Source organism: Hyphomicrobium sp. 99 (genome assembly GCF_000384335.2).
Taxonomy (GTDB): domain Bacteria; phylum Pseudomonadota; class Alphaproteobacteria; order Rhizobiales; family Hyphomicrobiaceae; genus Hyphomicrobium_B.
Window position 1 is genome coordinate 940,356 of sequence record NZ_KQ031382.1, and the last position, 13,660, is coordinate 954,015.

13 protein-coding genes are annotated in these 13,660 nt (G+C 60.1%); 5 read left to right on the plus strand and 8 right to left on the minus strand.

Translation table 11 applies throughout. The features are described from left to right. Positions 1–32: 32 nt before the first annotated feature. A complete protein-coding gene (locus G359_RS04770; RefSeq protein WP_052699186.1) occupies positions 33–350 on the minus strand; it encodes a hypothetical protein in 318 nt (105 codons plus the stop codon). Positions 351–607: 257 nt separating this feature from the next. Between G359_RS04770 and polA the strand changes: the two genes are divergently transcribed. After that, positions 608–3,592: a DNA polymerase I gene (gene polA / locus G359_RS04775; protein ID WP_045835202.1), complete on the plus strand. Its 2,985-nt coding sequence runs from the start codon at positions 608–610 to the stop codon at positions 3,590–3,592. Between the two features lie 99 nt (positions 3,593–3,691). Here polA and G359_RS04780 read toward each other — a convergent pair whose 3' ends face one another. Further along, positions 3,692–5,077, minus strand: a complete 1,386-nt coding sequence (locus G359_RS04780) for a polyhydroxyalkanoate depolymerase (RefSeq protein WP_052699479.1) — start codon at positions 5,075–5,077, stop codon at positions 3,692–3,694. A 257-nt stretch (positions 5,078–5,334) separates the two neighbouring features. On the opposite strand from G359_RS04780, the gene G359_RS04785 reads away from it, so the two are divergent. Beyond that, complete coding sequence (locus tag G359_RS04785; RefSeq protein ID WP_245279932.1) at positions 5,335–6,672, plus strand: NTP/NDP exchange transporter; 1,338 nt, start codon at positions 5,335–5,337, stop codon at positions 6,670–6,672. A gap of 59 nt (positions 6,673–6,731) precedes the next feature. On the opposite strand, the gene infA is transcribed toward G359_RS04785, so the two are convergent. The 3 genes from infA to G359_RS04800 all read right to left on the minus strand — a co-directional run bounded on the left by infA (position 6,732) and on the right by G359_RS04800 (position 8,071). Beyond that, positions 6,732–7,031, minus strand: coding sequence for a translation initiation factor IF-1 (gene infA / locus G359_RS04790; protein WP_045835203.1), 300 nt, complete (start codon positions 7,029–7,031; stop codon positions 6,732–6,734). 92 nt (positions 7,032–7,123) lie between these two features. Then, a complete protein-coding gene (locus tag G359_RS04795) occupies positions 7,124–7,330 on the minus strand; it encodes a cold-shock protein (protein WP_013214405.1) in 207 nt (68 codons plus the stop codon). Positions 7,331–7,615: 285 nt separating this feature from the next. Continuing rightward, complete coding sequence (locus G359_RS04800; RefSeq protein ID WP_045835204.1) at positions 7,616–8,071, minus strand: YcbK family protein; 456 nt, start codon at positions 8,069–8,071, stop codon at positions 7,616–7,618. A gap of 412 nt (positions 8,072–8,483) precedes the next feature. Here G359_RS04800 and G359_RS04805 point away from each other — a divergent pair, with 412 nt between their 5' ends. Both G359_RS04805 and G359_RS19900 read left to right on the plus strand, forming a co-directional pair. Then, complete coding sequence (locus G359_RS04805) at positions 8,484–8,945, plus strand: hypothetical protein (RefSeq protein ID WP_045835205.1); 462 nt, start codon at positions 8,484–8,486, stop codon at positions 8,943–8,945. 248 nt (positions 8,946–9,193) lie between these two features. Beyond that, complete coding sequence (locus G359_RS19900; protein WP_245279933.1) at positions 9,194–9,448, plus strand: hypothetical protein; 255 nt, start codon at positions 9,194–9,196, stop codon at positions 9,446–9,448. A gap of 33 nt (positions 9,449–9,481) precedes the next feature. On the opposite strand, the gene G359_RS04815 is transcribed toward G359_RS19900, so the two are convergent. The 3 genes from G359_RS04815 to fumC form a co-directional block, all read right to left on the minus strand. Then, entirely contained in the window at positions 9,482–9,718 is a 237-nt protein-coding gene (locus G359_RS04815) for a ribbon-helix-helix domain-containing protein (RefSeq protein ID WP_045835207.1), read from the minus strand. Next, positions 9,719–9,946, minus strand: a complete 228-nt coding sequence (locus tag G359_RS04820; RefSeq protein ID WP_045837656.1) for a DUF4169 family protein — start codon at positions 9,944–9,946, stop codon at positions 9,719–9,721. Positions 9,947–10,135: 189 nt separating this feature from the next. Continuing rightward, entirely contained in the window at positions 10,136–11,527 is a 1,392-nt protein-coding gene (gene fumC / locus G359_RS04825) for a class II fumarate hydratase (protein WP_045837657.1), read from the minus strand. A gap of 1,190 nt (positions 11,528–12,717) precedes the next feature. On the opposite strand from fumC, the gene G359_RS04835 reads away from it, so the two are divergent. After that, positions 12,718–13,638: a hypothetical protein gene (locus tag G359_RS04835; protein WP_156150672.1), complete on the plus strand. Its 921-nt coding sequence runs from the start codon at positions 12,718–12,720 to the stop codon at positions 13,636–13,638. The last annotated feature ends 22 nt before the right edge of the window (positions 13,639–13,660 follow it).

Sequence of the window (13,660 nt, forward strand, 5' to 3'; positions counted from 1 at the left end):
CGCCTCACCTCCACTACGCGCCGCTACAACCCTCAGTAACGGCAGGGCTTGGCGACGACGACGCATTTTGCCAGGAGGATCGCGCCCTTTTTGCAATCCCACTGCTTGCCCTGCGCGTTCCAGAAGTCGGCATAACGCGGGCCGTAGAGGTTCCGGACAGTGTTCTTCCAGTTTTCGCGGGCTTCGATCCGGGCCTTTTCCGAACCCTTGCCCAGAATGCCGGTTGCTGTCGCGACGCCTTCGACCGGGGCGCGGCAACGCGGCAACGCATTCGCCTCGACGGCACCAAAAGTTGAAACGATTGCGGCGGTAGCGGCGACAAGGCCCGCGAATTTGACGGTCGTGCGCATGACAAATAGTCTCCCCGAAACGACGGTTTGCAACTATGCCGGGCGGCATCCTACATAGGTGCTGGCGGACATCAGCCATGGGGCACAGGCCGCTGTCAACGGACTGCCAGACCCAATGGGCAGATTGATCCGCTAGCGTGCGATAATGGCCGCGATTTCGCTGGGAAACGTATTTTCTGCGGCTTTCGCGCGACCTTTTTTATTAGCCGCGCACGACGTCATTCGATAGGCCTCGCGCCATGGCCAAAAGAGCAAAGATGCAGCAGAATAAAGTTGAGCAAACGCCAGTCGGAGATGCGGCGGAAAAAGTTCCCGTCATCAAGGGAAGCCACGTCTATCTGATTGACGGCTCAGGCTATATCTTCCGGGCGTTCCACGCGCTCCCGCCGCTGACGCGCCCGTCCGACCGGCTGCCCGTCGGCGCCGTACACGGCTTCTGCGCGATGCTCTGGAAGCTTTTGCGCGAGTCGAAGGTATCCGAAGCGCCCACCCACATGGCCGTCATCTTCGACGCCGGACGCGAAACGTTCAGGAACGAGATTTATCCCAAATATAAATCGCATCGTCCGCCGCCGCCCGAGGAACTCGTTCCGCAGTTCCCGCTCATCCGCGACGCCGTGAAGGCCTTCAACGTCGCCTGCATCGAGCGCGAAGGGTACGAGGCTGACGACCTGATTGCGACCTACGCCAAAATCGCTGTCGACGCTGGCGGCGATGTCACGATCGTGTCTTCCGATAAAGACCTCATGCAACTCGTGCGGCCCGGCGTCACGATGTTCGACGGCATGAAAGCCAAACATATCGGCCGCGATGAAGTGATCGAGAAGTTCGGTGTGCCGCCCGAAAAGGTCATCGACGTGCAGGCGCTCGCGGGCGACTCGATCGACCACGTCCCGGGCGTGCCCGGCATCGGCATCAAGACGGCCGCCGAGCTTATTTCGACATACGGCGATCTCGATTCCCTGCTTGAGCGAGCAGGTGAAATCAAGCAGCCGAAGCGGCGCGAGAAGCTTATTGAATTCGCCGAGCAGGCACGCATCTCGCGGCAACTCGTCCTTCTGAAAGAGGATGTGCCGCTCGAGATCGAAATCGCTGACTTTGGCGTTCGCGACCCCCAGGCCGATACGCTTCTGGGCTTCCTGCGCGAAATGGAATTCAGCACGCTTACGAAACGCATCGCTGAAGGCCTGGGTGCGGAAGCCCCGCCGCCGCTTGCGGTCTCCGTCGGCGCAAGCATCAAATCCAAGGTGCAATCGACCTCCGATCAGATCGAAGCGCTGGGCGAAGAAACGTCGTTCGAGGAAGCAAGTCCGGCAGCTGCCGTCGCAGCCGGAAGCGCGATCGCGCGCGGCAAAGCGATTGATCGCAGCAAGTATGAAACGGTCGTGACGCGGGCAAAGCTCGAGGAATGGGTCAGCAAGGCCCGCGCAACCGGCTACGTCGCGTTCGATACCGAAACCACCGACCTTGACGCGACGCGCGCCGATATTGTCGGCATTTCCCTCGGCATTGCGCCGGGCGAAGCTTGCTACATACCGCTCGGCCACACGGGACCGAGCAACGATCTTTTCGGCGGCGACGATAACCGTCCGCCGCAGCTCGCGATCACCGAAGCCTTGGAACTTCTGCGCCCGCTGCTTGAAGACGCCTCCGTTCTCAAGATCGGCCAGAATATCAAGTACGACGCGCTGGTGATGAAGCGGTACGGCGTCGAAGTGGCACCGTTCGACGATACGATGCTGATCTCCTACGCGCTCGATGGTGGGCGCAACGCTCACGGCATGGACGTGCTCGCCGAGCGCCACCTCGGCCATGCGTGCATGACCTTCGCTCAAGCGATGGGACAAGCTCCGGGCGCGAAGAAGTCGGAAAAGACCTTCGCTGCGATGCCTCTCGACAAGGCAACCGAATACGCAGCCGAAGATGCGGACGTGACGCTCAGACTCTGGAAAGTCCTGAAGCCGCGCCTTGCTGCGGAGCGCGTGACGACAGTTTACGAGACGCTCGAGCGGCCGCTCGTCCCCGTCATCGTCGCGATGGAGCATGCAGGCATCAAAGTCGACCGCGATATCCTCGGGCGGCTGTCGAGCGCTTTCGCGCAGCGCGCCGTTCGGCTCGAAGAAGAAATCAATGGATTGGTCGGCCACAAATTCAATCTCGGCTCGCCGAAGCAACTCGGAGAGCTGCTGTTCGATCGGCTGAAACTGCCGGGCGGCAAGAAGACAAAGACCGGCCAATGGGAAACACGCGCCAACCTGCTCGACGAACTCGCGGCTAACGAGGACATCGACGGCGATGCGCGCCAGCTCATCAATACGATGCTCGAATGGCGGCAGATCTCGAAGCTTCGCTCGACCTACACCGACGCGCTGCCCGAATTCATTGATCCATCGACGGGGCGCATCCACACGAGCTACGCGCTCGCTTCGACGACCACCGGCCGCCTCGCCTCGTCAGATCCCAATCTGCAGAACATCCCGATCCGCACGAAAGAGGGCCGCGAGATTCGAACCGCCTTCATCGCCGATAAGGGCATGAAGCTCATCTCCGCCGACTACTCGCAAATCGAGCTGCGCGTATTGGCTCACGTCGCTGATATTCCGCAGCTGAAGAAAGCCTTCGCCGAAGGCCTCGACATTCACGCGATGACGGCATCGGAAATGTTCGGCGTGCCTGTCAAGGACATGCCGGGAGAAGTGCGCCGTCGCGCCAAGGCGATCAACTTCGGCATCATCTACGGCATTTCGGCGTTTGGCCTCGCGAACCAGCTGAGCATCAGCCGCGAGGAAGCGGGCGACTACATCAAGACGTATTTCCAGCGGTTCCCGGGCATTCGCGACTACATGGATGCGACGAAGAAGTTTGCGCATGCCCACGGTCACGTCGAGACGATCTTCGGGCGGAAAATCCACTATCCCGAGATCAACACGAAGAACCCGTCCATGCGTGGCTTCCTGGAACGTGCGGCGATCAACGCGCCGATCCAGGGCTCGGCAGCCGACATCATTCGGCGCGCGATGATCCGCATGCCGGAAGCAATCGAGAAGGCGAATCTGGATTCAGCCCGCATGCTGCTGCAGGTCCACGACGAACTCGTCTTCGAGGTGGCCGAAGCCGACGCGTCGAAGCTGATCGAAGTCGCACGCCGGGTGATGGAGACGGCAGCCGAACCCGCCGTCAAACTATCGGTGCCGATCCACGTCGATGCGAAAGCCGCAAACAACTGGGACGAGGCGCACTAGAGCATCGCGCACAAAAGTGGGCACCGGTTTTGTGCAAAAGCGATGCGACAACAAAAACTTAGAGCGTCGGTCCTGTTTCTATCCGGGCCGACGCTCTAATCATTCGCCCGCGGCAGACGGCGGATGTTTGCCGTTGACGCCATTGAGCGTGGCGTTCGATGCCGGCGAGCGCCAATCGGGTGCGATGTCGGGCGCATCCTTCAACACGCGGTAGGGCTTCGGCATGCGTGTTGTCTGGTCGCCCGTCAGCCGCTTGTAATTGATCGTCCGAAAGAATTCGCGAATGCGCGGCTGAATTTCCGTGCGCCAGCGCGTGCCGTTGAACACGCCATAATGGCCGACGCCCTGCTGCACATAGTGCACCTTCTCATCGTGAGGAACGCCCACGCAGAGATCCTGTGCAGCTTCCGTTTGTCCGAGGCCGCAGATGTCGTCGCGCTCACCTTCGACTGTCATCAGCGCCGTCCTGCGGATCGCCGAGCAATCGACGAGTTCGCCGCGGTGCATCAGTTTCTTATCGGGCAGCAAGTGATCCTGGAACACCGTTTTGACGGTCTGCAAATAGAACTCGGCGGTCAGATCCATGACCGACAGATATTCCTCGTAGAACGTCTGATGCTGGTTGACGCTGTCGCAGTCGCCTTTGACGAGGTTATTGAAGAGGTCGACGTGGGCATTCATGTGCCGTTCGAGATTCATCGTCATGAAGCCCGTGAGCTGCATGAAACCCGGGTAAACGGGACGCATGAATCCGGCATGCGGAAACGGCACGGTCGAGATGACGTTCGACTCGAACCATGAAAGTGATTTCTGCGCGGCGAGATCGTTGACCTTCGTGGGGTTGCGGCGCGTGTCGATCGGTCCGCCCATCAGCACCAGCGATGCCGGCTGACAGACTTCGTTACGCGCAGCCATGACCGCGGCGGCAACGAGCGCCGGAACGGCAGGCTGGCACACCGCCATGACGTGCGTGTTCGTGCCGGTGAAACGCATGAAATCGATCAGGTAATCGACGAAGTCGTCGAAATCGAATTGGCCGGCGGCGAGCGGCACGTTGCGAGCATCCGCCCAGTCGGTGATGTAGACATCGTGCTCGGGAAGCATGGCTTCGACCGTGCCGCGCAACAGCGTCGCGTAGTGGCCGGACATCGGCGCGATGATCAAGACTTTCGGATCGTAACGCTTGCCCGTTTCCGACTGATCGCGTTCGAAATGCAGCAGATTGCAGAAGGGTTTGGCGAGAACGACGTTTTCACGGATCGGAATTGTCAGCCCGGCGAGCTGCACGCTCTTGATGCCGAATTCCGGTTTACCGTATCTGCGGGTGATGTTCTCGAACACTTCGCACGCGGCGATCATGTTCTTCCCCGCCGCAGTGTAGCTCACGGGGTTGAGGGGCCATCCGAGCGTCTGACGGAGCGCCTGAACACCGAATCGGACAGGGGACATGAACGCATGGGCCATTTCATAGGCGTAATAGTTCATATCGTTCGCAAGTCCTTGTATTAGTAAGGATTTCTCGCTGTCGACCAACTCACTCAACAGCTTGTTGTTGCTGCACTGCGTCAGTATAGAACGATTATTCATAGTCACAATCCAGAAAAGCTTTCCATGCCTAAGGATAAGGCAAGCTTATGCAGGAAAGGTACACTGTCCGGCAGCCTCGCCGCTCGCGTCTCTCTGCTGCGTCGCATCAATCAGAATGACGCGCGTTCTTCCCGGTTAGTTCCGCGAAGACAACAATGGAAAATGCTGCGAGAACCCTGACCGGCATGTCATCAATCCAATCCCCATCATCGGCGACGATCCCCGACCGCGCTCCGTGGTTTCGGCGCCTTGTCAACGTCGCGCCCGGAGAGATCGCAGCGCTTCTCGCATCGTTTGCGATGTTCTTCGCGCTGCTGTCCGCGTACTACATCATCCGCCCAGTGCGCGATGAAATGGGCGTCGCGCTCGGAAAAGAATCCCTGCACCAGCTCTTCACTGTCGTCTTCGTGGTGATGCTCGTCCTGGTGCCGCTCTTCGGTTTTGTCGCCACGCGATTCCCGCGCCGCTATGTGCTCCCATCAATTTACGTCTTCTTCGCCGCAAACCTCGTGATCTTTTGGCTCGTGTTGAAAGCGTCGCCTGAGGATCGATTGGCAGCCGGATCGTTCTTCGTCTGGGCAAGCATCTTCAATCTCTTCGTCGTATCGCTCTTCTGGAGTTTGATGTCTGAACTCTGGTCGCACGAGGAGGCGACGCGGCTTTACGGCTTCATCTCCGCGGGCGGCACCGCTGGCGCGCTTGCCGGTCCCTTGCTCACGCAGGGCCTAGTCAGGGTCTTTCAACCTGTCGATCTGCTGCTCGTGTCGGCGGCGCTGTTGACCGCTTCGATGCTGGCGAGCTTGCAATTGCGCCGCCTGCGTCCGGCAGAAGCAAAGGGAAGCGGCGAACCCGCCGGCGGTGGCATACTCGATGGCGCGACCAAGGTGTTCACAAATCCGATGTTCGCGCGCATCGCGCTTTTCATCTTCGTCGCAAACATCATCGGAACGTTCTTTTACTTGGAGCAGGCGCGCCTCGTCGCGGCATCGATAACGAACAGCGCCGACCGTGTGCTGTTCTTCTCCGGGCGCGACCTCGCGGTCAGCACCGTCACGCTCCTGATCGAAGTGTTCGGCACGGCCAGAGTTCTGCGACGCTTCGGCGTGACGGTCGCATTGCTGTCGTTGCCCGTGACAGGCGCGATAGGCGTGCTTTTATTGACGTTTGACGCCGCTCTCTGGATCGTCGCAGCCGTAATGGTCGCTGAGCGGATCGTCTCGTTCGCGCTCGCCAATCCGGCGATCAAGGTGATCTACACGCTCGCCACGCCCGCCGACAAATACAAGGTGCAGAATTTCATCGACACGGTCGTATTTCGCGGCGGCGACGCGACGTCCGGATGGCTCTACGCGATCGTTGGAAGCGGACTTGGATTCGCCGGTGGAGCGACGGGCGCAATCGCCGTCCCGATGGTCATCGTCTGGCTCTGGACCGCCAAGCGCCTCGGCGCCAATCACAAAGAGCGCGCCGCCGAACTTTCCGTTAGTGACTAAAACCCGTTAGCTCACGGGTGAGCACTGCGGTTGAAGGCAGCGCGCAATTCGTAATTCTTTTAGCGTCCGCCGCGACGAGGGGGACCGCCGCTCGACCGTGCAGTGCCTGCAGGTTCGCCACCGCCAGCGCCCGGACGACCGTCTTTGTGACGGAAGTTGATGCGGCCCTTGGTCAAATCATAAGGGGTCATCTCGACCGTCACGCGGTCGCCGGCGAGAATGCGGATGCGGTTCTTCTTCATGCGCCCCGATGTGTAGGCAATCACTTCATGCCCATTGTCGAGTTTCACGCGACAGCGGGCGTCCGGCAGAACTTCGTCCACCACGCCCTCGAACTCGAGCATCTCTTCTTTCGCCATTCGATCTCCCGAACTTCTTGTTTGATAACCGGATAAGAAAAGCGGGGAGCAGCCGAGCTGCTCCCCGCATGAGTGGAGTGGCCTCGAAAACCTTAGAGCGGACGGAGGTTCACGGCAGCGATTTTGCCGTTACGTCCACGCTCGGTTTCGAAGTAGATCTTCTGGCCTTCGCGGAGCGACTGAAGACCTGCTCTCTCAACTGCGGAGATGTGAACGAAAACATCGTTTCCACCTTCCTCAGGCTGAATAAAGCCGTAGCCCTTCTGGCCATTGAACCACTTCACAGTCCCGTTCGACATTAATTGCCTCCAAAGCAAACATGCATTCTCCGGCAGAATTGACCGGAGTTAATCAAATCGCGCGATGGAGACGTCTTAGGGCAGGCGGTAGCGCTGTCGAAGAGTAAGCCAAGGCGTGTTCGATGGCGACCTATATGCCTTGCAAATTCAAGAAAGGCAAGATCGTCGCAGGCGGCCGCGGGACTGTGGGAACCCGCTTCAGGGCCCTGAAATGCATGCTGTTTCGGCATTCGGCAGACAACGCCTGATTGAAAATAAGGCGGGCCACACGGCCCGCCTTCTGACTTAGGTTCGGCCGCTCGGACGGTTAAGAGCCACGAACCGCGTGCCGACGTCGACGTGGATATGATCCATATCGTAATAGGTCATGATGCCGCCGTTCCGATAATTGGCGATCAGCCAGCGGACGACTTCGGCTTTACGTCCCGGAACGCGGAAATCGATCGCCTGCCCCGAAGCATGCTTCGAGGGGTGGTTCGTGCCGGCGATCGTGGCGCCGGGTCGGCAGGTCGAAACGATATCGACGTTGTTGAACTGGCTGCGGATACGCGCGAGGACGTTGCGGGCTTCCGACGTCAGGCACGCGATGTTGTCACCGCTCGACTTCATTCGGCGGCTGGTCATCGCCCGGTCCCTGAGGCGGTAACCATCGCCATTGTACGACTTGGCCTCGACGAGACTTGGCGCGGTCGTCGCGGCAAGTACAAGAGAAAGCACAGCAAAATTAGATCCCTTACTCATGGGAAGTCCTCGTGATTGATGATGGGAAATGGCCAATCGGCGGCGCCCGCTCCCACGAAGGAGCGGCTTATGACGAGCGCGGAGCTCATGCTGCGAAGCTGATTGGAATGGGCAGGGGACCGCGAGCGCCAGCCCCCCGGAGCGCCTCACTTCCGTGATCTCGATGAGACCGGAGATGCCCTGTCACCAAGGACGAGTTGCATCTTATGTGCGGCGTATACTGAAAGCCCGACGCAATAGGCTAAAATAAGGCGCGTTGTATCATCAAGAGCAGAACAGTTGCTTCCCGCGAACAGCCTTCAGCGGAAATCCGCAAATCGAGCATCGGGCATGGAATAGTTCGAGCAGGCAATGTAGCAAGAAGGTGTGGGGGCGCGTCGCGCAAGGGGAATAGACGGGGAAGGGGACGACCATGAATGCCTTGAAGAGTATCGTGTTGGGCTTCATCGCCGGGGCGATTGCCGCAGCCACGGCCCAGGAGGCGATCAGTTGGATATTCGTGCACTATTGGACTGGCTGGAACGCCGTTCCCTGGAGCACGGAACCTGTGCCGAGCCTGCTTGTGCCGACGCTCGAATTGCCTTGGATCGTCGGGACTACATTGACTGGCGGCCTCTGGGGCGCGCTGTTCGGTCTGATCCTCGGTTGGAAGCCTCAGGGCATGATGACCATTCGCGGCGCCATCCTCGGCCTCTTCGGTCCGGGCCTCATCAGCGCGTTTATCGTGATACCTTATCTCGCGCACAAGTCGTCGCCACTACTCGAAGGCAACCTCAACGTCAGCGAAATCGTACCGATACTGTGCATCACCGCTGGTTTCGGCGCGGTGGCAGCCTGGCTGTACGGCCTCTTTAGCTGGGGCCGCCTGCCATAACGCAGAGCGGGGGGCTCGGCGATCGAGAACACCTTTCGCAGCCGGCGTTGATCCGCCAACGGTGGAATTCCGCAAAAGCTTCAGTTGCGCCGCTTCCATAGAATGGCGTTTCGCGCTGGCGCCCCGGGAGGAGCGCCTGAAACGTCGCGCCTGTCAAAGCAGGCGGCTCACTGGCGGTCGCTTCGTGGAATACCTATGTCAAAGCTCCCGCGGCCGGCGACGCGACAGCCAGATAAAGGTCACCCGTCTTGAAAACAGCCCTGCTCGTCATCGGAATTGCGTTCGCAGTCACTGCGGTCTCTGCAACCTCAGAAGCATCTGCGAACCACGTTGCGGTCAGTTCGAAGAAGGCGCGGCATGCGAGGCCCGTAGAGCGCGCGGAGCGCGACTGCACGCCGATCAACGGCCGTTTCGGTTATTACGGCAACCCCTGGTGCGACACCGGGTCGAGCCGCCCGCCGGATATCGATTTCCGCGAGCGTCAACGAATGCGGGGCTGGTGAGAGACGGACGCCGGTCGAACAACGGCCCGCTCGTTAATCGCGCTCTTTCGCCGGTGCCTGCGCACGCGCTTTCAGGCGGTCGAGGAGCCAAACGCGTACAGCACTCGAAAGCCCCGCTTCGCCACGTCCTTTATCGATGGAATTTATCAAGCTCGCCAGCGTCGTGCCGTCTTCGACGGCAGCTTCCTTGAGTGCGAGCCAGAACGCCTTCTCGAGCGAGACCGACGTTCGATGCCCCTGAATTGAGAACGAGCGCTTCTCAGGCCTCATTTACGAGGCGGTGCCGGGATCGATATCGTCGGCGTCGTCGGTGGTACGATCGTCTTCGCGCCGGGCCCTGTCGAGCTCGGCCTGTGACTTGCGATGCTGCGCGTCGACAAGACTGCGCTCCGTCTTCGATTGCCCGAACTTTAGCCGGTTCTCATTTGCCTCGCGTTCGCGGTCGGCGCGCTCGCGGGCTTTTCGGACCTTGTTGAGATTGATGATCTCGGCGGTCATAAAATGCACTCCGCAAAGGATGCAAATCACATCCAGAGTTTCAGTCATTTTATCTGCAGCAATGTAAATCCGTCAAACGGCGACGCAGCACTTGCTAGAGCAAGCGCCGTTCGGTCGCAACGAAGCGTTCATGAAAGTCTCTCCGCGAACGCGTTGAACGTCGCGGAGAGTGTCGTGAAATCGAAGACGTCACTCAGGCCCGATCATCTTCTCCGGCCGCACGATCTCATCGAATTCCTTGTCTGTTACATAACCGCCGCCGACGGCTTCCTCGCGCAACGTCGTGCCTTTCTTGTGCGCGGTTTTCGCGATTTTGGCAGCGTTGTCGTATCCGATCTTCGGAGCCAAAGCCGTGACGAGCATCAGCGAACGCTCGAGTCCGGCCCTGATGTTGTCTTCCCGGGGTTCGATGCCGGTGACGCAATTGTCGGTGAACGACACCGCAGCATCGCTCATCAGGCGGACGGATTGCAGAAAGTTGTAGGCCATTACAGGATTGTAAACGTTCAGCTCGAAATGCCCTTGGCTTCCGGCGAAAGAGATCGCAGCGTTGTTGCCGAAAATCTGAATGCAAACCTGCGTCAGCGCCTCGCACTGCGTCGGGTTAACCTTGCCCGGCATGATGGACGAGCCCGGTTCGTTTTCCGGCAGCGAAAGCTCGCCGAGGCCTGAACGCGGGCCCGAACCCAAGAGCCGAATGTCGTTCGCGATCTTGAAGAGCGACGCGGCAACCGTGTTGATCGCGCCGTGCGAGAACACCATCGCGTCGTGCGCGGCAAGCGCTTCGAACTTGTTGGGTGCGGTCTTGAACGGAAGCCCGGTGATGGCCGCGATGCGCTCTGCCACCATTTCCGCGAAACCTATTGGCGCGTTGAGGCCGGTACCGACCGCCGTGCCGCCCTGCGCGAGTTCCATCAGCGCCGGCAGCGTTTGCTCGATCCGCTTGATGCCGTTCTCCACCTGCTGGGTATAACCCGAGAACTCCTGGCCGAGCGTCAGCGGCGTCGCGTCCTGCGTATGCGTACGCCCGATCTTGATGATCTTCGACCAGGCGTGCGCCTTGTCGTTCAGCGCGTTGCGCAGATATTGAAGCGCTGGCAGTAGGCGATGATGAATCTCTTCGACGCACGCGATGTGCATGGCCGTCGGATATGTGTCGTTCGACGACTGGCTCATGTTGACGTGGTCGTTGGGATGCACGGGCTTTTTCGAGCCCATCTCCCCGCCCAGCATCTCGATCGCGCGGTTCGAGATGACCTCGTTGGCGTTCATGTTCGATTGCGTGCCCGAGCCCGTCTGCCAGACGACGAGCGGGAAATGCGCGTCGAGCTTGCCCTCGATCACTTCCTGGGCCGCTTTGATGATGGTGTCGCCGATCTTCGGATCGAGCCTGCCGAGCCCCATGTTCGTCTCGGCTGCGGCGCGCTTGACGACGCCGAGCGCGCGGACGATCGGAGCAGGCTGCTTTTCCCAGCCAATCTTGAAATTACCGAGGCTGCGCTGGGCCTGCGCGCCCCAATAACGATCGGCCGCGACTTCGATCGGGCCAAAGGTGTCGGTTTCGGTGCGCGTCTTGGTCATGGTGTGCTCGGTCCCGTGAATGTTCAGCTGTCTCGGAATTCCCGCTTCGTCGCGCATACGAGCCGGTTTGTCGAGCCGGTAATAAGTTGGGTCGGGCGTAGCCCCATGCATCCGGGCCGAAGCGCAGCGAAAAGCCGGGAGCCAGGGCACTATCCACACCACTGTCATCCTCGGCTTCATGCCGAGGATCCATCGCGCAGCGGGCACGGTCGATGCGGATCAATGGATCCTCGGGCCAAGCCCGAGGATGACAACGGTGGTCGGTCCTCGCTCGTCCCCACCCGCCGTCATCCCGGCGAACAATGCGCCGGCGGCCGGCTCGCGGAACGCGTGTCGCCGGCGCCAACGGAAAACTCGCGGGATCCAGACAAAGTGCAGCGCATTCGGACGTGCTGTCCGCTCGGAGCGAACCGCCACTGCCGTTTTGTTGAAACCTGACTGGGTGCCGGCGTCCGCCGGCATGACGGCGGTGGAGGGGCGACAATCTCGAACGCCAAGCGCAACCAGCTGGCTCCGCGAAAGCGGAGTCGGTTGCGCCAAAAATAGCAAGCGCAACCGGCCGGCTCCGCGAAGCGGAGTCGGTTGCGCCGACAAAGACCAACCGGCCGGCTCCAACACAAGCGTGCACGGCGGCCGGCTCGCCGGAGGCGAGTCGCCGTGCACAAAACAACAAAGGGACGGGGCGGCAGGGCCTCGCTCTTTGCAATTGGATTGGGGATGCGGACCGATGCCGCCCCGTGCATGCCAACTCTCCGCCTCGGCTCCGGCCCTTGCGTCCGGCGCCTCTCGTATGAGTGCGAACCGCCCTTGAAGGCGATCCCTGAGCCGTCGAACCCGCCATCCGCCCCCGCATCTCCTTTCGAGCGGCGTTTCACCGCGCCGCCTCCTTAGAGGCCCACGCGCGGCAGGCAGAAAACCCGCGGCATACCGATTTCTCCGCGCGGCCCCACATGCTCTTCACCACACATGTCTCGCGGCACGAGCTCATGCCCTTTGTCAGCGTGGGAAGATGGAGGGGAGTATGCGTTTGCGGGCGAGAGCGGGGATAAGTTTTGGAGGGGAAGTTGGTGGGATGGTTAGCACGCTGATTGTGGAAAGCCGGCGGCTAACGCCTGTTGATAGGGGACAAGTCCATCTTTCCCTTTACACTTCTCGCATATCGACATCGATTCGGCTCGAAGGAACTCCGCGTGACAACCTTCATAGTAAGGACGGTTCAAGACCTCGAACATCTTCAGGCCCTCTGGATCGCTGGGGAAAACCCGTACGTGCGATATGAGAGAGTACGTTTCGAGCAGATTGTGCCACTCGGCATCGATACCCTCACACGCGCTAACGCGGTCAAAGCGGTGTCGTCCTTCCTCCACCGAACCTATGCCCTGATCCGCTATGGACGGCCCAATGCTCGGTATTTGACAAAGCGCGAGCGCAGTGAGGTTAAGGTCGATTTCGTCGAAGACGGCGATAAGACGCGCTTCGCCTACGATGCAAGCCGGGCCCTAAATAAAATGCAGGAGGCTGGCGAGCGGCAGGGCAAGGACTTCAAGGACCGCAGCAGCCTTTTTGAGCGACTGACCGACGTTGCCTTGCGGCTGACGGGCAAAGAAGAAAACGGCGGCTGGGTGAAACACATCAAAGATGGCTTTGTCGAAGCTTTCGCGATGGTGCCGGAGAAGGATCGGGGCTCAACCCTTTCTCGCTGCGTCGCGGCTGTCGCCCTCTGCATCATGGGATGGCAGGTTATTCCACATTTCGCTACGCAGCATCAGGTCGCTGTATCGGATCCACGCCAGGCGGTGATCGGGGACCTCGAGCAGACGACTATATACAAAACAACGCATGGCGCGCCCGTTGAGCAGGCGGCGCAGATAGTGCTCGCCAAGGCGACAGCGGAGGATACCGAACGCTATCGCAAGATCCTTGTGACCAAAGGGCCGACGGGGTTTGCGGTGCGTTACGTCATCGACGAGTATCGCGCCGTCGTGCCCGCGATGCTCGACATGGCGGCGGATTCCGCGACGGTGATGAATGGGGCGGCCTTCGAAGCTAGAGTGGTGAAGCAGCTGAGAGCGAAAGCGAGGGGTTGGAAAACCACCGTCACGGTGTCTTAGAATTCTCTTCGCTCTGGCCGCA